The organism is Aeromonas sp. s8, assembly GCF_040907785.1.
In the GTDB taxonomy this organism is placed as follows: Bacteria; Pseudomonadota; Gammaproteobacteria; order Enterobacterales; family Aeromonadaceae; genus Aeromonas; species Aeromonas veronii.
The window spans coordinates 17,134-38,446 of the sequence record NZ_JBFOCL010000019.1 but is presented as its reverse complement, the minus strand read 5'-3'; the positions used below and the strand labels follow the sequence as shown (position 1 = coordinate 38,446).

General features: G+C 61.1%; 20 protein-coding genes. 13 read left to right on the top strand and 7 right to left on the bottom strand.

Going from position 1 to position 21,313, the window contains the following annotated elements:
• Window positions 1-113 precede the first annotated feature (113 nt).
• From putA to AB5Y86_RS06700, 9 genes are all read left to right on the top strand, one after another.
• Complete coding sequence (gene putA / locus AB5Y86_RS06740) at window positions 114-3,278, top strand: bifunctional proline dehydrogenase/L-glutamate gamma-semialdehyde dehydrogenase PutA (protein ID WP_368192450.1); 3,165 nt, start codon at window positions 114-116, stop codon at window positions 3,276-3,278.
• A gap of 232 nt (window positions 3,279-3,510) precedes the next feature.
• Window positions 3,511-4,290, top strand: a complete 780-nt coding sequence (gene nudC / locus AB5Y86_RS06735; RefSeq protein ID WP_368192449.1) for an NAD(+) diphosphatase — start codon at window positions 3,511-3,513, stop codon at window positions 4,288-4,290.
• Between the two features lie 182 nt (window positions 4,291-4,472).
• Window positions 4,473-5,540, top strand: coding sequence for a uroporphyrinogen decarboxylase (gene hemE, locus AB5Y86_RS06730; RefSeq protein WP_005335440.1), 1,068 nt, complete (start codon window positions 4,473-4,475; stop codon window positions 5,538-5,540).
• Between the two features lie 112 nt (window positions 5,541-5,652).
• On the top strand, window positions 5,653-6,582 hold the full coding sequence (locus AB5Y86_RS06725; RefSeq protein WP_257687804.1) for an ROK family protein: 930 nt from the start codon (window positions 5,653-5,655) through the stop codon (window positions 6,580-6,582).
• Between the two features lie 60 nt (window positions 6,583-6,642).
• Window positions 6,643-7,653: an erythrose-4-phosphate dehydrogenase gene (gene epd, locus AB5Y86_RS06720; protein WP_005335438.1), complete on the top strand. Its 1,011-nt coding sequence runs from the start codon at window positions 6,643-6,645 to the stop codon at window positions 7,651-7,653.
• Between the two features lie 61 nt (window positions 7,654-7,714).
• Window positions 7,715-8,878 carry a phosphoglycerate kinase gene (locus AB5Y86_RS06715; protein ID WP_120415498.1) on the top strand — a complete coding sequence of 388 codons (1,164 nt, stop codon included), beginning with the start codon at window positions 7,715-7,717 and terminating at the stop codon, window positions 8,876-8,878.
• Between the two features lie 115 nt (window positions 8,879-8,993).
• Window positions 8,994-10,073 carry a class II fructose-bisphosphate aldolase gene (gene fbaA / locus AB5Y86_RS06710; protein ID WP_005340963.1) on the top strand — a complete coding sequence of 360 codons (1,080 nt, stop codon included), beginning with the start codon at window positions 8,994-8,996 and terminating at the stop codon, window positions 10,071-10,073.
• Window positions 10,074-10,232: 159 nt separating this feature from the next.
• On the top strand, window positions 10,233-11,537 hold the full coding sequence (locus AB5Y86_RS06705; protein WP_368192448.1) for an NAD(P)/FAD-dependent oxidoreductase: 1,305 nt from the start codon (window positions 10,233-10,235) through the stop codon (window positions 11,535-11,537).
• Between the two features lie 240 nt (window positions 11,538-11,777).
• Window positions 11,778-12,365 (top strand): hypothetical protein, encoded by a 588-nt coding sequence (locus AB5Y86_RS06700; protein WP_368192447.1) that lies wholly within the window; start codon window positions 11,778-11,780, stop codon window positions 12,363-12,365.
• 54 nt (window positions 12,366-12,419) lie between these two features.
• On the opposite strand, the gene AB5Y86_RS06695 is transcribed toward AB5Y86_RS06700, so the two are convergent.
• From AB5Y86_RS06695 to cutA, 4 genes are all read right to left on the bottom strand, one after another.
• Entirely contained in the window at window positions 12,420-12,833 is a 414-nt protein-coding gene (locus AB5Y86_RS06695; protein ID WP_042080037.1) for a hypothetical protein, read from the bottom strand.
• A 70-nt stretch (window positions 12,834-12,903) separates the two neighbouring features.
• A complete protein-coding gene (locus AB5Y86_RS06690) occupies window positions 12,904-13,395 on the bottom strand; it encodes a GNAT family N-acetyltransferase (protein ID WP_368192446.1) in 492 nt (163 codons plus the stop codon).
• On the bottom strand, window positions 13,385-15,184 hold the full coding sequence (locus tag AB5Y86_RS06685) for a protein-disulfide reductase DsbD (RefSeq protein WP_368192445.1): 1,800 nt from the start codon (window positions 15,182-15,184) through the stop codon (window positions 13,385-13,387). The genes AB5Y86_RS06690 and AB5Y86_RS06685 overlap by 11 nt, the downstream gene beginning before the upstream one ends.
• Window positions 15,181-15,498, bottom strand: coding sequence for a divalent-cation tolerance protein CutA (cutA, locus tag AB5Y86_RS06680; protein ID WP_216952959.1), 318 nt, complete (start codon window positions 15,496-15,498; stop codon window positions 15,181-15,183). Before cutA ends, AB5Y86_RS06685 begins: the two co-directional genes overlap by 4 nt.
• A 244-nt stretch (window positions 15,499-15,742) precedes the next feature.
• Here cutA and AB5Y86_RS06675 point away from each other — a divergent pair, with 244 nt between their 5' ends.
• Window positions 15,743-16,099 carry a hypothetical protein gene (locus AB5Y86_RS06675; protein WP_047436071.1) on the top strand — a complete coding sequence of 119 codons (357 nt, stop codon included), beginning with the start codon at window positions 15,743-15,745 and terminating at the stop codon, window positions 16,097-16,099.
• 162 nt (window positions 16,100-16,261) lie between these two features.
• Here the strand turns inward: AB5Y86_RS06675 and AB5Y86_RS06670 are convergent, their stop codons facing one another.
• Window positions 16,262-16,708 carry a PACE efflux transporter gene (locus tag AB5Y86_RS06670; protein WP_005335423.1) on the bottom strand — a complete coding sequence of 149 codons (447 nt, stop codon included), beginning with the start codon at window positions 16,706-16,708 and terminating at the stop codon, window positions 16,262-16,264.
• A gap of 125 nt (window positions 16,709-16,833) precedes the next feature.
• Here AB5Y86_RS06670 and AB5Y86_RS06665 point away from each other — a divergent pair, with 125 nt between their 5' ends.
• Window positions 16,834-17,715 (top strand): LysR family transcriptional regulator, encoded by an 882-nt coding sequence (locus AB5Y86_RS06665; RefSeq protein WP_042080104.1) that lies wholly within the window; start codon window positions 16,834-16,836, stop codon window positions 17,713-17,715.
• Between the two features lie 6 nt (window positions 17,716-17,721).
• On the opposite strand, the gene ygfZ is transcribed toward AB5Y86_RS06665, so the two are convergent.
• Complete coding sequence (gene ygfZ / locus AB5Y86_RS06660) at window positions 17,722-18,630, bottom strand: tRNA-modifying protein YgfZ (RefSeq protein WP_368192444.1); 909 nt, start codon at window positions 18,628-18,630, stop codon at window positions 17,722-17,724.
• A 111-nt stretch (window positions 18,631-18,741) separates the two neighbouring features.
• Here ygfZ and AB5Y86_RS06655 point away from each other — a divergent pair, with 111 nt between their 5' ends.
• Both AB5Y86_RS06655 and AB5Y86_RS06650 read left to right on the top strand, forming a co-directional pair.
• A complete protein-coding gene (locus AB5Y86_RS06655) occupies window positions 18,742-19,011 on the top strand; it encodes a succinate dehydrogenase assembly factor 2 (protein ID WP_005335417.1) in 270 nt (89 codons plus the stop codon).
• A 19-nt stretch (window positions 19,012-19,030) separates the two neighbouring features.
• On the top strand, window positions 19,031-19,423 hold the full coding sequence (locus AB5Y86_RS06650; protein ID WP_368192443.1) for a protein YgfX: 393 nt from the start codon (window positions 19,031-19,033) through the stop codon (window positions 19,421-19,423).
• 154 nt (window positions 19,424-19,577) lie between these two features.
• Here AB5Y86_RS06650 and nadB read toward each other — a convergent pair whose 3' ends face one another.
• Window positions 19,578-21,185: an L-aspartate oxidase gene (nadB, locus tag AB5Y86_RS06645; protein WP_368192442.1), complete on the bottom strand. Its 1,608-nt coding sequence runs from the start codon at window positions 21,183-21,185 to the stop codon at window positions 19,578-19,580.
• Window positions 21,186-21,313: the final 128 nt, after the last annotated feature.

Genomic DNA, 21,313 nt, shown 5'->3' with positions numbered 1-21,313 from the left:
GATTGGCAACAAATTCATTTCATATAGGGTGCAACATTGTATACATTATCGGCGTTTCGGCGGCGCGTCCGCCTTTGTCGATATCAGCCCTAGGGCGTACAGGAAGACCCCATATGTTCAAAGCTACTCAAGTGCTTGCCGCTGACTATATCCCCTCCGATCTGGCCGCCCTGCGCGAAGCCATCACTCAAAACTACGTGGTGGATGAAAATGCCTATCTGGCCGAACTGTCGGCCATGCTGCCGGGGGATGGCGCCTCGCTGGAGCAGGTGACCCAGCGTGCCCGTACTCTGGTGACCAAGGTGCGCAAGGAGAGCGGCTCCGGTGACGGTATCGACGCCTTCCTGCAGGAGTACAGCCTCGATACCCAGGAGGGGATCATCCTGATGTGTCTGGCCGAGGCGCTGCTGCGCATTCCCGATGCCGAGACCGCCGATGCCCTGATCAAGGACAAGCTCTCCGGCGCCAACTGGTCATCCCATTTCCGCAAGAGCGACTCCACTCTGGTCAACGCCTCCACCTGGGGGCTGATGCTGACTGGCAAGATCATCAAGCTCGACAAAAAGCTGGACGGCAACCCGGCCAACCTGCTGGGGCGCATGGTCAACAAGCTGGGGGAGCCGGTGGTGCGCTCTGCCATGTATGCCGCCATGAAGATCATGGGCAAGCAGTTCGTGCTGGGGCGCGACATGAAAGAGGCGCTCAAGGCGAGCCGCAAATCCCGCGAGCTGGGCTACACCCACACCTACGACATGCTGGGTGAATCTGCGCTGACCATGCAGGATGCCGACAAGTATCTGACCGATTATCACAACGCCATCGAGGCGGTGGGCAACGAGCGGATCAGCGACGGCGGCCCGGCCCCCTCTATCTCCATCAAACTCTCGGCGCTCCATCCGCGCTATGACGTGGCCAACCGTGAACGGGTGCTTGGCGAGATGTGCGAGCGGCTAGTGGGGTTGGTGCGTCTCGCCCGCGACAAGGATGTGGCCATCAGCATCGACGCCGAGGAGATGGACCGCCTCGAGCTGTCGCTGGACTTGTTCGAACAGCTCTACCGCTCCGACGCCAACCGTGGCTGGGGCAAGCTCGGCATGGTGGTGCAGGCCTACTCCAAACGCGCCCTGCCGGTACTCTGCTGGCTCACCGCACTGGCTCGCGAGCAGGGTGACCTCATTCCGGTGCGACTGGTAAAAGGCGCCTACTGGGACAGCGAACTGAAATATGCCCAGCAGGCGGGCCTGCCTGGCTACCCGCTGTTTACCCGCAAGGCGGGTACCGATATCTCCTACCTCGCCTGCGCCCGCTACCTGCTGAGCGAGCCGACTCGCAGCTTTATCGCCCCCCAGTTTGCCACCCACAATGCCAATACCGTGGTCAGCATTCTGGAGATGGCTGGCGATCGCCAGTTCGAGTTCCAGCGTCTGCACGGTATGGGGGAGGAGCTGCACAACGCTGTGCTGAACGACAATCCCGGCCTGCACTGCCGCATCTATGCGCCGGTCGGCGCCCACAAGGATCTGCTGCCCTATCTGGTGCGCCGCCTGCTGGAGAACGGGGCCAACACCTCCTTCGTTCACAAGCTGGTGGACCCCAACACCCCGGTGGACTCGCTGGCCGAGCATCCGCTGCGCACCCTCAAGCGCTACTCCGGCTTTGCCAACGACCGCATTCCGCAGCCGGTGAACCTCTTCACCGATCGCAAGAACTCCAGCGGCGTCAACATGAACATCCTCTCCATCCAGCGCCCCTTCTTCGCCCGCTTGAAAGAGCTGGAGAGCAAGCAGTGGCTGGCAGGGCCCATCGTCGATGGTGAGACCCTCAAGCGCAGCGAAGCCCGCACCGTGCTGAGCCCGCAGGATGTGAGCCTCACCGTTGGCAAGATCCACTGGGCCGACGAGCAGGCGGTGGAGCAGGCCTTGGCATCTGCCCACGCTGCCTTCCCGCGCTGGCGCGAAACCCCGGTGAGCGAGCGGGCCGCCGCGCTGGAGAAGCTGGCGGATCTGCTGGAAGCGAACCGCGAGCAGTTTGTCTCCCTCTGTACCCGCGAAGCGGGCAAGCTGCTGCAAGATGGCATCGACGAAGTGCGTGAAGCGGTGGATTTCTGCCGCTACTACGCGGTGCAGGCCCGCAGCCTGATGGGGCAGGCGACCCTGCTGCCCGGTTATACCGGCGAGCAGAACGAGCTGTTCCTGCAGGGGCGCGGTGTCTTTGTCTGCATTAGCCCGTGGAACTTCCCGTTGGCGATCTTCCTTGGCCAAATTGCTGCTGCGCTGGCCACCGGCAACACCGTTATCGCCAAACCGGCGGAGCAGACCGGCCTTATCGCCCATCTGGCGGTGACTCTGGCTCATCAAGCTGGTATTCCGGGCGACGTGCTGCAACTGCTGCCCGGTGACGGCGCCACCGTCGGTGCCAAGTTGACAGCCGATCCGCGTATCGGCGGCGTATGCTTCACCGGCTCCACCGAGACCGCCAAGCTGATCAACATGACCCTGGCCCAGCGCGATGGCGCCATCCTGCCGCTCATCGCCGAGACCGGCGGTCAGAACGCCATGATCGTTGACTCCACCGCCCTGCCGGAGCAGGTGGTGCGCGATGTGGTGAGCGCCGCCTTCCAGAGCGCCGGTCAACGCTGCTCGGCCCTGCGGGTGCTCTACCTGCAGGAGGAGATCGCCGAGCGGGTGCTGGAGATCCTCACCGGCGCCATGCAGGAGCTGAAAGTGGGCAACCCGGCCGAGCACAACACCGACGTAGGCCCGGTGATCGATGCCGATGCCAAGGCGGGGCTGGATGCTCATTTGGCCTACATGATCCCGCGAGCTCGCCTGATTGCCCAGGCGCCGATGCCGGCCGCGACCATGGAAGGGCACTTTGTCCAGCCGACCGCACTGGAGATTGGCTCCATCCGCGAGCTGGCCAAGGAGCAGTTCGGCCCCATCCTGCACGTGGTGCGCTACGCCACCCGGGATCTGGACAAGGTGATCAGCGACATCAACGGCACCGGCTACGGCCTGACGCTCGGGATCCACAGTCGCAATGAATCCCACGCTGAGGAGCTGGCGAGTCGCATCAACGTCGGCAACGTCTACATCAACCGCAACCAGATCGGCGCCATGGTCGGGGTGCAGCCGTTCGGCGGGCAGGGGCTCTCCGGCACCGGTCCCAAGGCGGGTGGCCCTCACTATCTCGGGCGGTTTGTTACCGAGAAGACCCGTACCATCAACACCACGGCGGTGGGGGGCAACGCCTCCCTGCTGGCGATGGGCGATGCCTGATCCGCGTCGATAGAGGCCGGATACGGGATACCGGATAACAGCGGGCCGCCTTCGGGCGGCCTCTTTATTTGCACCATCATTTGCACCATCCGTTTTTACGAATGGAACAATCGGCCACGGCGGGGTCGTCAGCGACCCGTGCTGGTCGTAAGATGGGGGCCATTCGCATGGCGTTTGCCTCTTGGCGGGCCCGCCGTAGCCAGGGTTCTGTTTTAACGAGAGTGTTCATCTGATGTCATTAACCGAACATGCCCGCTGGTTCGTGCTGGGGGGCGATCATCTGGTACTGCTCAATCAGCAGGGAGAGGTGCCACAAGGAAGTAAAGCGTGCCTGCCCGCAGCGCTGGCTGACGCCCATTTCGAGTGTTTTGACGAGTGGCAGGGGCTGCCCTGCTATCTGCTCGATCTGGGTGATGAGGCCGACACGAGCGCTATGAGCCCTCTGCGCCAGTTGATGGTGGCGGGGGATGAAGAGGGGTTTCGTCTCGCCGGCCGCGCCTGGCAGCTCGTCACTTTCCGCCGCACCCACCGTTTCTGCGGCGAGTGCGGCGCCCCCATGACCCCGAAGGCGGGGGAGTGGGCGCAGGTGTGCCACCTCGGCCACACGGCCTATCCGCGTATCTCCCCCTGCATCATAGTGGCGGTGCGCAAGGGGCCGGAGATCCTCTTGGCGGCCCATCGCCGTCACTATCAGGCGGACGATCCCATGTATACCGTGCTGGCCGGCTTTGTGGAGGCGGGAGAGAACCTCGAGCAGTGCGTGGCGCGGGAGGTGTTCGAGGAGAGCGGCATCCGGGTGCGCAATGTGCGCTATGTGGCGAGCCAGCCCTGGCCCTTCCCCCACAGCCTGATGATGGGCTTTACCGCCGACTACGAGAGCGGCGAAATCCGGGTGCAGGATGACGAACTGGTCGCTGCCGATTTCTTTACCGCCGACCGCTTGCCGCGTTTGCCGCCCCACGGCACCATCGCCCGGCGGCTGATCGAGCGTTCGCTGGCGGGCGAGGGGTAACGAGGCGCTTATCTTTTCGCCAATCTTTTTGCACTTCTTGTTACAAGCGGGGCGGTCAGGTTTGCGCCCCTTCACATCTTTGCAACCGCGCGTCCATTTGCCACGTTTTGGGCAGTCCGATCCGGTGGGCAAAGTGGTATTATGGCCGCCATTTTATGCGTGATACGAACTCAGGAACTGGGATGAAAGAGCTGAAGAACGATCGATACCTGCGCGCCCTGCTGCGTCAGGACGTGGACATGACCCCGGTATGGATGATGCGCCAGGCAGGGCGCTATCTGCCGGAATACAAGGCGACTCGCGCCCAGGCGGGGGATTTCATGTCCCTGTGCCGCAACGCCGAGCTGGCCTGTGAAGTCACCCTGCAGCCGCTGCGCCGCTACCCGCTCGATGCCGCCATCCTCTTCTCCGACATCCTCACCGTGCCCGATGCCATGGGGCTCGGTCTCTACTTCGAGCAGGGTGAAGGCCCACGCTTCGAGCGTCCGATCACCTCCATGGCCGATGTGCAGGCGCTGCCCATTCCGGATCCGGAAGATGAGCTGGGCTACGTGATGAACGCGGTGCGCACCATCCGCCGCGAGCTGAAGGGTGAAGTGCCGCTCATCGGCTTCTCCGGCAGCCCATGGACCCTGGCCACCTACATGGTGGAGGGGGGCAGCTCCAAGGCATTTACCAAGATCAAGCAGATGATGTACGCAGAGCCGCAAACCCTGCACCTGCTGCTCGACAAGCTGGCCGACAGCGTGATTGCTTACCTCAACGCCCAGATCAAGGCGGGGGCGCAGGCTGTCATGGTGTTCGACACCTGGGGCGGCGTGCTCACCCCGCGTGATTACCGCGACTTCTCCCTGCAGTACATGCACAAGATTGTCGATGGCCTGATCCGCGAGCACGACGGTCGCCGCGTGCCGGTCACCCTGTTCACCAAGAACGGTGGTCAGTGGCTGGAGCAGATCGCTGCCACCGGTTGCGATGCGCTGGGTCTGGACTGGACCACCGACATTGCCGATGCCAAGCGCCGGGTCGGCGACAAGGTGGCGCTGCAGGGCAACATGGATCCCTCCATGCTCTACGCTACCCCGGCTCGCATCCGTGAAGAGGTCGCCTCCATTCTGGCCGGTTTCGGTCACGGCAATGGCCATGTATTCAACCTCGGCCACGGCATCCATCAGGATGTGAACCCGGAACACGCCGGCGTGTTCGTCAACGCGGTACACGAGCTCTCTGCCCAGTACCACGGTCGCTAAGGCCGGGGCGAGAGAAGAAGAGTTTGTTTGATATCCGGGGCCGAAAGGCCCCGTTTTACATTAAAAAATGGCGCCGCGATGACGAACGCGTGGCGCCAGTGCAGGAGGCAAGATGAGCAGCAAGTCACTGGATTGGGGTATCGATCTTGGCGGTACCAAGTGTGAATGCGTGGTGCTGGATGGCGACGAGGTGCTGCTGCGCCACCGCATCCCCACCGAGCGGGCGGGCGGTTATGACCACATGATCGGCCAGATTGCCAAGCTGGTGGCAGAGTGCGCCGAGAAGATTGGCCAGCGCCCGGCCGTCATCGGCATGGGCACGCCGGGGGCGCGTGATCCGCAGACCGGCCTGATGAAGAACTGCAACACCACCGAGCTCAACGGCAAGCCGTTCAAGGAGGATCTGGAGCGCAAACTGGGCGTGCCGGTGCTGATCGCCAATGACGCCAACTGCTTCGCGCTGGCAGAAACCCATCTCGGTGCAGTGCGCCAGCACCATCCCGATGCGAAAGTGGTGTTCGGCATCATCATGGGCACCGGGGTCGGCTCCGGCATCGTCATCAACGGCCAGATCCTCAACGGCCACCACGGCATCGCCGGTGAGTGGGGCCACAACGTGCTCTCTCCCGATGGTCCCGAGTGCTACTGTGGCAAGCGCGGCTGCGTCGAGACCCTGATCAGCGGCCCGGCGCTGGAGGCCTGGTACGAGGCCAAGGCCAAGCGCCGCCTCTCGCTCGCCCAAATCGCGGCCGCCACGGCTCACGATCATGTGGCCAAGCTCACCATCGACCGGCTGCATCTGTTGTTTGGTCAGGCGCTGGCCAACGTGGTCAATATTCTCGACCCGGATGTGATCGTCATCGGTGGCGGGGTGGGCAATGTGCAGAGCCTTTACAGCGCCGGGCGGCAGACAATTTTGCCCTTCCTCTTTAATCCCCGCTTCAGAGCCCCCATTATTGCTCCTGCCCTTGGCGACAGTGCCGGGGTATTCGGGGCCGCACTGCTGGCCCGCGGTGAATTCAAGGAGGCCCTGCTGTCGTAGCCGGGTCTCCCGGGGGGCCGGTGCGCCGCCCTGTTGCTGGTTCAAGGAAACGGATTCTCGATGATCAAGATTGCCATCAATGGTTACGGGCGGATCGGTCGCAACGTGTTGCGAGCCCTCTATGAAAGCGGGCGCGACAAGACCATCAAGATCGTCGCCATCAACGAGCTGGCGGCCCCCGAGGCCATGGTGCACCTGACCCGTTACGATACCAGTCACGGTCGCTTCCACCATCCGGTGCAACTGGCGGGCAACAGCATGCTGGTGGGGGAGGATCTCATCTCTCTGTTTGCCGAGCGGGATCCGTCAAAGCTGCCGTGGCGGGCGCTGGGGGTGGATGTGGTGCTCGATTGCACCGGGGTATTCGGCTCGCGGGCCGATGCCGAGCTGCATCTGGCGGCGGGGGCGGGCAAGGTGCTCTTCTCCCACCCAGCGGATGCCGATGTGGATGCCACCGTGGTCTACGGGGTCAACCATCATACCCTCACCGGAGCGGAGCGGATCGTCTCCAACGCCTCCTGTACCACCAACTGCGTGGTGCCGGTGATTGAAACATTGCATCGAGAATTCGAGATAAATTGTGGTACTATTACGACAATTCATTCGGCCATGCATGATCAGCAAGTCATCGATGCCTACCACAGTGACTTGCGCCGAACCCGCGCTGCCAGTCAGTCCATCATTCCGGTGGACACCAAGCTGGCAAAGGGGCTGGAGCGTATCCTGCCCCACTTCGCCGGCAAGTTTGAGGCGATCGCGGTGCGGGTGCCGACCATCAATGTAACAGCGATGGATCTCAGTATTACTGTTCGTAAAAAAGTGACAGTTACTGACGTAAATCAAGCCCTGCAACGGGCATCCAGAGGTACATTACACGGTATTCTGGATTACACGGAAGAACCGCTGGTCTCCGTAGACTTCAATCATGATGCACACTCCTGCATCATTGATGGTACCCAGACCCGGGTGAGCGATGCCAACCTCGTCAAGATGTTGATGTGGTGCGATAACGAATGGGGCTTCGCGAACCGAATGCTGGATACCACCCGGGCCATGATGGCCGCAGGCTGAGCCTGCCCCGGGCGAAAGGTTACTGTTTTTAACATTACCTGGAAAATATAGAGGACTGAATATGTCTGTTATCAAGATGACTGACCTGGATCTGGCGGGTAAACGCGTTCTGATCCGTGCTGACCTGAACGTACCGGTAAAAGACGGCAAGGTCACCTCCGATGCACGTATCGTTGCGACTCTGCCGACCATCAAGCTGGCTCTGGAAAAGGGCGCCAAGCTGATGATCACCTCCCACCTGGGTCGTCCGACCGAGGGTGAATACAACGAAGAATTCTCCCTGGCTCCGGTTGTCAACTATCTGAAAGACGCTCTGTCCTGCCCGGTTCGCCTGGCCAAGGATTACCTGGATGGCGTAGAAGTCGCTGCCGGTGAGCTGGTTGTACTGGAAAACTGCCGCTTCAACAAAGGCGAGAAGAAGAACACCGAAGAGCTGGCCAAAAAATACGCCGCCCTGTGTGATGTCTTTGTAATGGATGCGTTCGGTACTGCTCACCGCGCCGAAGGTTCCACCTACGGTGTGGCTCAGTTCGCTCCGGTCGCTTGTGCCGGCCCGCTGCTGGCGGGTGAACTGGAAGCCCTGGGCAAAGCCATGCTGAAGCCCGAGCGCCCGATGGTTGCCATCGTTGGCGGCTCCAAGGTCTCCACCAAGCTGACCGTTCTGGAATCCCTCTCCAAGATCGCTGACCAGCTGGTTGTCGGTGGTGGCATCGCCAACACCTTCATCGCTGCTGCCGGTCACAACGTCGGCAAGTCCCTGTGCGAGCACGACCTGATCGACACCGCCAAGAAACTGGCTGCCGAGACCAACATTCCTGTGACCACCGACGTGGTTGTAGGTGCCGAGTTCTCCGAGTCCACTCCGGCCACCATCAAGTCTGTTAACGATGTGACCGACGGCGACATGATCTTCGACATCGGCCCGGATTCTGCCAAGGCCCTGGCTGACATCATCATGAACGCCAAGACCATCCTGTGGAACGGTCCGGTTGGCGTGTTCGAGTTCGACCAGTTCGCTGAAGGCACCAAGGTTATCGCTGAAGCCATCGCTGCTTCTCCGGCCTTCTCCATCGCTGGCGGTGGTGACACCCTGGCTGCCATCGACAAGTTCGGCATCGCTGACAAAGTCTCCTACATCTCTACTGGCGGCGGCGCCTTCCTGGAGTTCGTAGAAGGCAAGGTTCTGCCGGCTGTTGAGATTCTGGAACAGCGCGCCAAAGCCTAATTGACCCGGAACGGGGGGCAAAAGCCTCCCGTTTCGTTTATCATGTGCCCGCTGTGCCGGTTCATGATGAACCCCCCATTTTTTATTAACGGCATACGAGACAGGACGATTAAACATGTCTAAGAAAATTTTCGACTTCGTAAAACCCGGCGTGATCACTGGTGATGACGTTCAGAAAGTGTTCGCCATCGCTAAAGAGAACGGCTTTGCTCTGCCGGCCGTAAACTGCGTTGGTACCGACTCCGTGAACGCCGTACTGGAAGCTGCCGCCAAGGTTAAAGCGCCGGTTATCGTTCAGTTCTCCAACGGTGGTGCCGTGTTCACCGCCGGTAAGGGTCTGAAGCTGGAAGGTCAGAAAGCTGCCATCCTGGGTGCCATCTCTGGTGCCAAGCACGTTCACGCTGTTGCCGAAGCTTACGGCGTGCCGGTAATCCTGCACACCGACCACGCTGCCAAGAAGCTGCTGCCGTGGATCGACGGTCTGCTGGAAGCGGGCGAGAAGCACTTTGCTGAAACCGGCAAGCCGCTGTTCTCCTCCCACATGCTGGATCTGTCCGAAGAGTCTCTGGAAGAGAACATCGACATCTGCTGCGAGTACCTGACCCGCATGGCCAAGATGAACATGACTCTGGAGCTGGAACTGGGTTGCACCGGTGGCGAAGAAGACGGTGTCGACAACAGCCACATGGATCAGTCCGCTCTGTACACCCAGCCGGAAGATGTTGCTTACGCTTACGAGCGTCTGTCCAAGATCAGCCCGCGTTTCACCATCGCTGCCTCCTTCGGTAACGTACACGGTGTATACAAGCCGGGTAACGTCAAGCTGACCCCGTCCATCCTGGACGCTTCCCAGAAGTACGTTTCCGAGAAGTTCGGCGTTCCAGCCAAGTCTCTGGACTTCGTATTCCACGGTGGTTCAGGTTCCACTCTGGAAGAGATCCGTGAGTCCATCTCCTACGGCGTAGTGAAGATGAACATCGACACCGACACCCAGTGGGCAACCTGGGAAGGTCTGCTGAACTTCTACAAGAAGAACGAAGCTTACCTGCAAGGCCAGCTGGGCAACCCGGAAGGCGCCGACAAGCCGAACAAGAAGTACTACGATCCGCGCGTATGGCTGCGTGAAGGTCAGACTTCCATGATCGCTCGTCTGGAGAAAGCATTCTCCGACCTGAACGCCATCGACGTACTGTAATTCGTTACAGCACCTTGATTGCATGAAAAGGCGCCCTTCGGGGCGCCTTTTGCATTTCTGTGATCCGCACCGGTTGGTGAGTGGAGGGGGAACTGGGTATTATCGAAACAACTTTGCTTATTTTATTAAACAATTTGCAACCAAGGCAGGATGCTGAGTATGCAGGCAGGAAAGCACAACGGATATCAGGAGCACGTCGCCTCCTACTACGCGGCCACCCGCAACGACTCGCAACAGTGGCCCGAGCTGGAGGGGGAGCATAAGGCTGACGTCTGCATCATCGGCGGCGGTTTTACCGGTCTCAATACCGCCATCAATCTGGCTGATGCCGGTTACAAGGTCGCCTTGCTGGAGGCCAACCGTATCGGCTGGGGCGCCTCCGGGCGCAACGGCGGTCAGCTTATTCGCGGTATCGGCCACGATACCAGCCAGTTTGCCCGCTGGATTGGTGAGGATGGGGTGCGCGAGCTCGACCTGATGGGGCTGGAGGCGGTGCAGCTGGTACGCGAGCGGGTCGAGCGTTTCAACATCGAGTGCGATCTCACCTGGGGCTACTGCGATCTGGCCACCCGTCAGCGTCATCTGGCTGGCTTCGAGGAGGATCTCGACCATCTGGCGAGCCTCGGCTATGAGCACGAACTCAAGCTGGTACCGCGGGAAGATATCCATACCGTGGTGGGATCGGATCGCTATATCGGCGGCCTTATCGACATGGGCTCCGGCCACCTGCATCCTCTCAATCTTGCGCTCGGCGAGGCGCGAGCCGCTGCCAGCCTCGGGGTTTCCCTGTTTGAACACTCCAGAGTGACCCATATCGATTACGGCAAGCAGGTCGAGGTGACCACGGCTCATGGCCGGGTCACCGCCGACTATCTGGTGATCGGCTGCAACGCCTATCTCAATGACCTCAATCCGGAGCTGGGGGGGCGGGTGCTGCCCGCGGGCTCCTACATCCTCGCCACCGAGGTGCTCGATCGCCGCTTGCGCCAGCGCTTGTTGCCGCAAAACATGGCGGTGTGCGATCAGAACGTGGCCCTCGACTACTACCGCCTCTCTGCCGATGGCCGCCTGCTGTTTGGCGGCGCCTGCAACTACTCCGGCCGGGATCCCCGCGATATCAAGGCCTTTATGTTGCCCAAGCTGCTGCGGGTCTTCCCCGAGCTGGCTGGCACTGCCATCGAGTTTCAGTGGGGCGGCATGATCGGGATTGGTGCCAACCGGCTGCCGCAGATTGGCCGTCTCAAGGAGCATCCCAATGTGCTCTACGCCCAGGCCTATTCGGGTCACGGCCTCAACGCCACCCATATGGCGGGCAAGCTGGTGGCCGAGGCGATCCGCGGCGAGAGCCGGGGTTTCGATCTCTTTGCCAGTGTGCCCCATATCACCTTCCCCGGCGGCCCGGCGCTGCGCTCCCCGCTGTTGGCACTGGGTATGCTGTGGCACCGGATGAAGGATATCTTCTGACCCCCATTGTCAGCCTGCGCAGTGCTGGCTGAACGTGGCCCCTTTTTGCCAACCCCTTGTTTATAGCGGGTTGGCACTATCGTTCCGCCCGATAGACCAAAAGATGCATTCGCGCCAATCTCGTCCGGTTGGCGCTATCTTTTAGGTGTGAGTGCGGTTATCTGCCAAGGGGCAAGAGTTTGTCAGATTGCCGGAATATTTGCCGAAAAAGGGCCAGAGGGCGGGGAGAGGAGGGCCAAGATGGAGATAAATGTGGTCGCGTCAGGCGGGCTCAGCCCGCTGGCGCAACGGCAGGGTTCTCCCGCCGTGCAGGTACAGGAGAGGGCTGCGACTTCACCATCAACGGGCAGTGACAGCCTGGTGCGCGACCTTGGCGCTGTGCTGGATGAGCTGGGGCTGTCACCGCAAGGGGAGGATAGCAGCGGAAGCAGCATCTCAATCAGAGATTCGCTGGAAGCGTTCATCAACACCATGATGGGCTCCCTGCAACAGCAGCAGGAGCAACAGCTGGCATTGCAGCAACAACAGCGGCAAGAGCAGGAACAGCGCAAACTCGCCATCGCCGACAGCAGCGAGAACCCGCTCAAGCGGGATCTGGAGCGCCTGCTGGAGAAGCTGGATCAACAGGGCAAGCAGGGAAAAGAGAGCGAGCAAGGAGCCGAGCGTGAAGCGGTCAACCCCTTGCAGAGCCAGCTTACCAAGCTGCTGGAGAGCAGTGGTGCGGCAGAGAGCGGGGTCACCCTCAAGGAGGTGCTGTCAGGGTTGGCCAGCAAGCTGCCGAACGAACCTGCCGAGCGAAAAGGGTATCGGGTCGATACCCAGGTTTGAGCTGGTTGGCAACGGCAGCCCAGCCGTTGCAGAGCATAGGGGGCGGAAAGCGCTTTATTGGGCCGGTTCCGCCAGCCGCCATCCCTGTTCGTCCTTCATCATCCACACCTCGGCCTCTTGTGGCAGCACCTGGCCCGCCTCGAACTCGCCATATTTACGCTCGAGCTCCATCAGACCCATCTCCTGCTGGAAGGGGCCAACCCGGTCGTAGACCAGATCCTCGTCGTGCAACACCTGCAACTGATCGAGTCCCTGTTTGAAGTGGAGCTGGTAACTCACCTTGACCAGATAGACCCCCTCCATCCGCTCCTCCTTGCCGAGGATGGTGAAGTCGCTGATATCGAACAGGTTGGCGTCTGTCTCGGCCAGCAGCTTGGCGGTGACCTGCTGGCGGATATCCTCTTCACCGGGCCCTGCACTGCAGCCATAAAGCCAGAGGGCTAGCAGGGGGATGAACCACTTTTTCATCAAAACTCCGGACAAGTGCAAAACGAGAGGGGCGATTGTGCCACGCGAATGCGCGGCGGCAAACCTCGGCTCACGGTTCCAGTGAACGTTCCAGCACGATGGCCTCGGCCCGATAACCAGCCAGCTCGCGGCGATAGCACTCGGTGAACCCTCTGCGCAGCCAGAAGGATAGAGCACTCTCATTGCTGGCAATCACTGACAGGCGAAGCCGGGTAGCCCCCCATGAGCTTGCCAGCGTGCAGGCGTGAAGATAGAGCGACTGACCACGGCCACTCCCTTGCCAGGGTTCCCCCACCAGTAACAGACCCAGATAGGCGGTGTCTGGATTGGGGTAGCCGCGCAGCAGATCAATGACAGCGGTGAGTTCTCCCTGCTCCCAGCGGCCGATGAGATGTTTGTCGGAGAGAGGCAGGCCGGATGGGCAGGCGACAAGTTCCTCTTCTCCTGCCTGTGCAGAGAGAGGGTCATTGCTCACCGCCGCCTGATAGGAGAGGGCCTGCTCGAACAGCCGTTGCAAGGCAGGTGCATCGCTTGTCTGCAGCCGACGCAACTCAGTGTGCATCACTTACCATCTCGAGATGTTTGGCAAAGGGGATAGGTCCCATGAAGCCGGTGACCCGCTGCCCTGTCAGCTCCTTGCCCACGCGATCGAAGAAGATGAGGGTCGGCAGCCCCAGCACATTGAGGCTGTTGAGCAGCTCGATATCGGCATCGTCGTTGGCAGTGACATCCGCCTGCAGCAGCACCATCTGGCCGAAGCGCGCCCTCACCGCCGGGTCGCTGAAGGTCTTGTGCTCGAACTCCTTGCAGGCGACGCACCAGTCGGCGTAGAGGTCGAGCAGCACCGGTTTGCCGCGGGCGGCGGCCAGCTGCACCTTGAGATCATCCAGCGTCTTGATGCGGATAAACTGCGGTACCGTTTGACTGGTATCCGCCGTGATGGCAGCAGGGGGGGCCGGTTGCAGCAGATCCTTGCCCACTACCACGGCGCTGATCATCGCCAGCAACAGTACGAAGCCGCGCACGCTTTTGGCCACCGAGTGGGGCTGGTGCTGGTTGTGGTGATAGAGATAACCGCACAGCAGCAGCCCCCAGCCGAACCAGGCGAGAGTGGCAATCTGATCGCTCCAGAGCCGTGACAGCAGCAGGATCGGCACTGCTAGCAGAGCGAAGCCAAACAGCTGCTTGATCACATCCATCCAGGCGCCCGCCTTGGGCAGCAGCTTGCCACCCGAGGTGCCGAGCAGCAGCAGCGGCAGACCCATCCCCAGTGACAGCGCATAGAGCGCCGCCCCGCCGAGCCAGAGATCGCCGCTCTGGGCCACGTAGATCAGTGCCCCCGAGAGCGGCGCCGTGGTGCAGGGTGAGCAGACCAGCCCGGAGATCATTCCCATGATAGCGACCCCGGCCACAGAGCCGCCCTGCTGGCGGTTAGAGAGACCGGAGAGCCGAGTTTGCAAACTGCTCGGCAGTTGCAGGGTATAGAGTCCGAACATGGAGAGGGCCAGCAGCACGAACATCACCGAGAGGCCGATCAGCACATAGGGGTGTTGCAGCGCCGCCTGGAATTTAAGACCTGCCGAGGCCACTACCAGCCCCAGCAGGGTGTAGGTGACCGCCATCCCCTGCACATAGACCATGGAGAGCAGGAAGGCGCGACCGGTGGAGAGGCGATGGCCGGCACCGGCGATGATGCCGGTCAGGATTGGGTACATGGGGAATACGCAGGGGGTGAAGGCGAGCCCCAGCCCCAGCGCGAAGAAGGCGACGATGCTGAGCCAGAACCCCTGATTGCCGAGGGCTGCGGCGAGCTGATCCTGCTGGCTAACCGGTGCGACGCTTTGTGCCGTTTCAGCAGTGGATGCTGTGGTTGCCGTGACCAGCGGGGCCACATCGATCAGCTTGTCGGTCGGCGGGTAGCAGAGGCCGTCGGTGCAGCCCTGATAGCGCACCCGCAGGGTGGCGCCGTCGCCCACTTCTTTGAGCGGCACCGCGATGCTTACCTGCTGGTAGTAGACCCGGGTCTTGCCGAAGAAGTCATCCTCGTGCTCTGTGCCTTCCGGCAGGGTCGGCTCGCTGAAGGTGAGGTTGTTCCCCTTGAAGCGCAGGCTGTGGCGATAGAGGTAGTAATCGTCGGCGATATGGAGGGTCAGCAGCAGCTGATCGCCACGCTGTTCGCTCTCGATCTGAAAGGCCTCATCGACCTGCAAAAATTTGGGTTTGGCATTGGCCTCAATGCCCAGCGAGCTGAGCAGATCGGCGCCGCTGGCGTGGGCTGGGGAGCTGCCCATCGCTGTCATCAGCAGGGCACAGAGCAGCAACAGGGGAGAGAGCAAGCGGTTGAATGTCATGGGGTCTCCCCATTGAGCCAGTCGAGATAGGCGGGTAGTCCGGCACTCACCGGCAGGGCCAGCAGCTCGGGCACTTCATAGGGGTGATTGGCCTGAATACATGCCTGCAGCTCGGCAAAGCGCGACTGGCGGGATTTGATGATGAGCTGGATCTCGGTGGCGCGCTCCACCTTGCCTTGCCAACGATAGACGGAGGTAATGCCCGGCAGTTGATTGATGCAGGCGGCCAACCGCTGGTTCAGCAGCTGTTCGCAGAGAAGGTCGGCACTGGTTTGATCTGGGCAGGTGCAGAGCACCACAATGGCGTCGGTCATAAAGTGGATCTTCACCTCGTTGGGGTAAACCGGGCAGGCGCCCTTGCCATCTCATCCCTTTATGCGGATGAAGGTGAAAAAAGCGCCTGAAAATCAGCGGCTACTATACCCCAGAGGCGCTTCAAATAGCATCTGTAGCCATTTGTGAGCCAGCGCCAAAAATTTGTGGGGGGCATGAGATAGACGCTGTCATGGGGACAGGGCAGAATGAGCGGGCTTGTTCCCAATTGACGTAAGGAAATGTATGACCCAACAGAATGAGCAGCAGAGAAACCGCATGTTGAGCCTGCTGCGCGAAGGTGAGCGCCGCATGTTGGTTCAATTGGCCGGGCTGCTGCGCACGACCGCCGATGAAATCAATGCCGAGCTGGAGAAAGAGGAGCTGATGGCCACCCTGGAGCAGCCCATCACGGTGGAGTATCTCAACGGCGTGGTGCAGCACCATCTGTTCGAGCGCAAACACAAGGGAGATATGGCGGTTGCCCAGCAGATCCTGAGCGATTATCAGAGCGAGCTGGAAGCGCTGCAGGCCGCTCAGGCCCAGCCTGAAGAGGCTGTCGCTGCCGACGAGAGCGGCGAAGAGCTCAAGGCCCAGGCTTGAGCGACGGGCAGGCCTGAATCCTTACCTCTGAATCAGCCGGCCTGCCAGCGCTGATCCCTCTTGCGGCCCCATCATGTCTGCCATGATGGGGCCGTGTCGTTTCTTCTGTAGTCTTTCCTTGTTGCCCTTCACTTCTCGGTTTCAATCCAACTGATTCGTGCCTTAGCGCGCCTCTTGTGGCATGCCGTGCGGCACTTCGCGGGGGATGGGGAACACCTTGTCATAGCCCCAGTTGTAGACGAAGGCATAGATCAGGTAGAAGACGACGAAGCCCAGATCCAGCACCAGCGCCTCCAGCATGCTGACGCTCAGCCACCAGGACATGACCGGCAGCGCGACGATCAATAGACCGCCCTCAAAGCCGAAGGTATGCAGCACCCGTTGCCACAGGGTCTTGTGGGTATGGCCCTGATATTTCAGCAGCAGCTTGTCGACCCCGATGTTGTAGATGTAGTTCCAGACGGTGGCCAGCACCGAGAAGAACAGTGCCAGCGGGCCCATATGGTTGAGCCCGACCCCGGTAACCCAGCTGGCCAGCGGGGCGGCAATCAGCAGGCCAATGAATTCAAAGCCAATGGCATGGCGCAGGCGATCGTTACGGGTACGCATAAGTCACTCTCTCAATCAGGTTCATTCACGGATTGCTGGTTAATCTATAGATCTTTAGCGATAGATTCATGTTGGTATCCATCGCTAAAATAGATGGATGAGAGGGCTTGCCGGAGGGCCATAAGATGACGCCATCACTGGAACAACTGAGGATCTTGCTGGCGGCCGCCGAAACCGGCTCGTTTTCCGCTGCCGCCCGCAAGCTGGGCAAGGCGCAGTCGGTAGTGAGCAGCGCTATCGCCAATCTGGAGATCGATCTGGCGCTCACTCTGTTTGACCGCAGCGGCCGCTATCCGCAGCTGACGGAGGCGGGGGCCCGCATGGTGCAGGAGGCGGGGATCCTGCTGGCGCAGAGTGAACGGTTGCAATCCATTGCCGGGGAGCTGGCGGCCGGGGTGGAGACGCGGCTCACTCTGGCCATCGATGATGACTCCCACCTCCCCTGGCTCGGCACCCTGCTGGAGGAATTCGCCACTCGTTACCCGACCGTGGAGCTGGAGCTGCTCTTCCCGCTGATGGAGGATGTGACCGAGATGCTGGTGACTGGCCGGGCCCAGCTCGGCATCAGCTATCAGAAAGTGCATCCCCAGCGGGAGATTGTTGCCCGTTCGCTGGGGGAGGTGACCATGCCGCTGGTGGTGTCACCGGATCATCCGCTGGCCCGCAAGCAGCCGCTGCGGGAGGTCGATCTGCAGGGGGCACGTCAGCTGATGGTGACCGGCCGACGGGAAGGGAGTGAGCGCCAGCGTTTTCGCATCTCGGCTCAGGTGTGGTGGGTCGAGGGGGATCTCGGGGTGCTGGAGCTGGTCAAGCGGGGCCTTGGCTGGTCCGCTATTCCGGAATTTCTGCTGCATCAACCGCTGAAGCGGGGCGAGGTTGTTGTGTTGGAGCCGGACTTTATCGCCAGCCACGCGCTGGCGCTGGAGCTGCAGTGGCATCGCGCCCGCCCGCTGGGGCAGGCGGGGCGCTGGCTGAAGGAGGCACTGCTGGCGCGGGTGCCTCGCTAGCCGACCTTACTCGGTCAGGGCGTAAGGCAGGGGTTGCAGGGTGAGGCGGGAGCCTTCGTCCTGCTTGAGGCGGAATTGGGCGTCAGCCTCGGTATCTTTCGGCAGTACGGCGGTGAGCCACACCTGCCCGGCCTGTTGCCAGGCGTTGAGCACCATGCCGCTGCGGCGCCAGTTGTCACCCAGTTGCAGTTCAAGGGTATCGCCGCTGGCGACCGGCTCGCCGGTAGTCCCCGCCAGCAGGAACAGGGCACGGTTGTTGGCGCCGCGATACTTGGCGCGGGCCACCGTCTCCTGCCCCATGTAGCAGCCCTTGTTGAAGCTGATGCCGTCCAGTGCCTGCAGGTTGAGCATCTGCGGGATGAACTCCCCCTGATGCACCGCTTCCATGTGCGGCAGACCCGCCTTGATCTCGAGCCCCCACCAGAGTGACTCGTCACCTTGCGGCAGGGCGTCGGCTTGTTGATTGCTCACCAGCAGCCAGCGATCCTGCTCAATCTTCACCGCCATGCCGCCGTCGATAAGACCGCTCTGCAGAAGGCCAAACTGCGTGGCGATCCAGCCGTCGCTGCCCGTACCGGCGATCCCGGTAGCGTGACGCTCATCGGCGGTTATCTCGACCTTGGAGAAGACGGCAAATTTCTTCAGCTCCGGCAACTGACGTTCCAGCACTGAAGGGCTGGTCAGCAGCAGCAGGCTGTCGTCGAGGCAGAGCAGGCGGAAATTGCTCCACAGCTTGCCCTTGGGATCACAGTGGCCGCCCGGGGTCTGTTGCCCCGGTTGCAGGGCGTTGACATCACAGGTGACCTGACCTTGCAGATATTTGGCGCGATCTTGGCCGCTGATACGGGTGATGGCCAGCTTGGTCAGGGGGAAGCGGGTCGGCTCGGCAGGAAAAACAGGTGGTTGCAGGCTCACGATGGTATTCCAGAGAGAAAGTATGTGAGCTGCATGGTAAAGACGTAACTAATGTTTGTCAGCCGGAAAATCCAGCTGGTACCATCCCCCGGTCTTTGTAAGGAGAGTGCCATGTTGAGCCCAGTTGAAAAATCCCGCCTGAAGTGGGCCTGCCGTCGCGGTATGCTCGAGCTGGATGTGATCTTTATGCCCTTTTTCGAACACGAGTTCGACTCCCTGAGCGAAGCCGATCAGCAGACCTTTATCCGCCTGCTGGCGAGCGACGATCCGGATCTGTTCAAATGGTGCATGGGTCATGGTGTACCTGCCGATCCCGCATTTGCCGCCATGATCCCGATGATCCTGGAGCGCAATCAGGCGCGCCACGACCGCCAGGGGTAATACCGTGGAGCGGGTGATCATGAAGGTTCACCCCTCCCGCCATCGGCAATATTTGCTGGTGGCCCTCTTTCTGTTGCTGCTTTGGCCGGTGGCTGGCCTGATTGCCGGTTGGCAGTGGGCGCTGTTGCTGCCCGTCTGGCTGGTGGCGCTCTGGCTGAGCTGGCGTGCGCTTGCCGAGCCCCCGTTCGAGCTTGTCTGGGATGGTCAGTGGTTGCAGTGGCAAGGTCGCCGCTATCAGCTCGACAAGAAAAGCCGCATTCTGCCCGGTGTGCTCAGGCTGGCGCTTTGTCCCGAACCGCAAGAGAGTGGAGCTGTGTCGCCACGGCAATTGTGGCTCTTCTCCGATGCCCTTCCCCCCGAACATTACCGCCTGCTGGCGCGAGCCATCCACTTTCTGCCGTCTCGGCGCTGATGCCTGCTTTCCGTGATGACCATGCGCTGATTTATCGCGATAAGCTGTTGCCATGTGGCTGGCGACACTCTTTTTGTGGCTGAAAAACGGTTGAAAACAAGTGACCCCGCCGGGGCGGGGTCACTGATTGCTGCAACGCTTTGCGGGAAGGGAATTAATCCCGTTCCGGGGTCAGCACAGTCGGTTTGGAGTCCGGCAGCATATCCGGATAATCCAGGTTGTAGTGCAGGCCGCGAGACTCCTTGCGCTGCAGGGCGCAGTTGACGATAAGCTCGGCCACCTGCAGCAGGTTGCGCAGCTCCAGCAGGTTGTTGGAGACGCGGAAGTTGGCGTAGTACTCCTGCACCTCCTGCTTGAGCAGGTCGATGCGGCGCTTGGCGCGGGCCAGGCGTTTGTTGGTACGCACTATCCCCACGTAGTCCCACATCATCAACCGCAGTTCGTGCCAGTTGTGCTGGATCACCACCAGTTCGTCGGAATCTTCCACCTTGCTCTCGTCCCACACCGGCAGGCGCGGCGGCTCCACACTCATCGGCAGCTTGGCCAGAATGTCGGCACCCGCCTGATGGGCATAGACCACGCATTCCAGCAGGGAGTTGGAGGCCATGCGGTTGGCGCCGTGCAGACCGGTGTAGGTCACTTCGCCGATGGCGTATAGGCCGGGGATATCGGTCTGGCCGTTGTTGTCGATCATCACGCCACCACAGGTGTAGTGGGCGGCCGGCACGATGGGCATCGGCTCCTTGGTGATGTCGATGCCGACCGCGAGGCAGCGCTCATAAATGGTCGGGAAGTGCTTGATGATGAAGTCGGCCGGTTTGTGGCTGATGTCCAGATACATGCAATCCGCCCCGAGCCGCTTCATCTCGTGGTCGATGGCGCGGGCGACAATATCGCGCGGTGCCAGCTCGGCCCGCTCGTCGAACTCCGGCATAAAGCGGCTGCCGTCCGGGCGGCGCAGATAGGCCCCCTCGCCACGCAGCGCTTCGGTCAGCAGGAAGTTGGGGTCGTCCGGGTGAAACAGGCTGGTGGGGTGGAACTGGTTGAACTCCAGGTTCGCCACCCGGCAGCCGGCCCGCCATGCCATGGCGATGCCATCGCCAGAGCTCACATCCGGGTTGGAGGTGTACTGGTAGACCTTGGAGGCACCACCGGTGGCCAGTGCCACGAAACGGGCACGGATCACCTCGACTTGCTCGGCATTGCGGTTCCAGACGTAGGCGCCCAGCACCTTGTTGCCTGGCAGGTTGAGCTTGCGGGTGGTGATGAGGTCGACCGCGTTGAAGCGCTCCATCAGCTGGATATTGGGGTGAGCGCGCACCTGATCGATCAGGGTGAGCTGCACCGCCTTACCGGTGGCATCCGCAGCGTGGAAGATGCGGCGATGGCTGTGGCCCCCTTCCCGGGTGAGGTGGTACTGGGATTCACCGTCGGCGTTCTCCTCCTGATCGAAGGGGACCCCTTGTTGAATGAGCCACTGAATGGATTCGCGGGCGTGGCGAGCGGTGAACTCCACCACTGTCGGGTCACACAACCCGGCGCCCGCGTTGAGCGTGTCGCTCACGTGGGATTCGATGCTGTCGGTTTCGTCGAAAACGGCAGCGATGCCTCCTTGCGCATAGAAAGTGGCCCCTTCACTGATGGGCCCCTTGCTCAGAACCAGGACTTTGGCGTGGTCTGCCAATCGCAACGCGAGGGACAAACCAGCGGCACCGCTGCCAATGATCAGTACATCGCAAAGGTATTCAACACTTGCTTTCATAAGTATCATTGGCCTGGATTAAGAACTGGCACCATGGTAGCCCAAGCGAGGGCGAGGATGCAGCCTGCATCACATTTTTTTCAATTGAAGCGAACTTTCTCTGATTCTCCCTGTCTGAACTTGTGCGC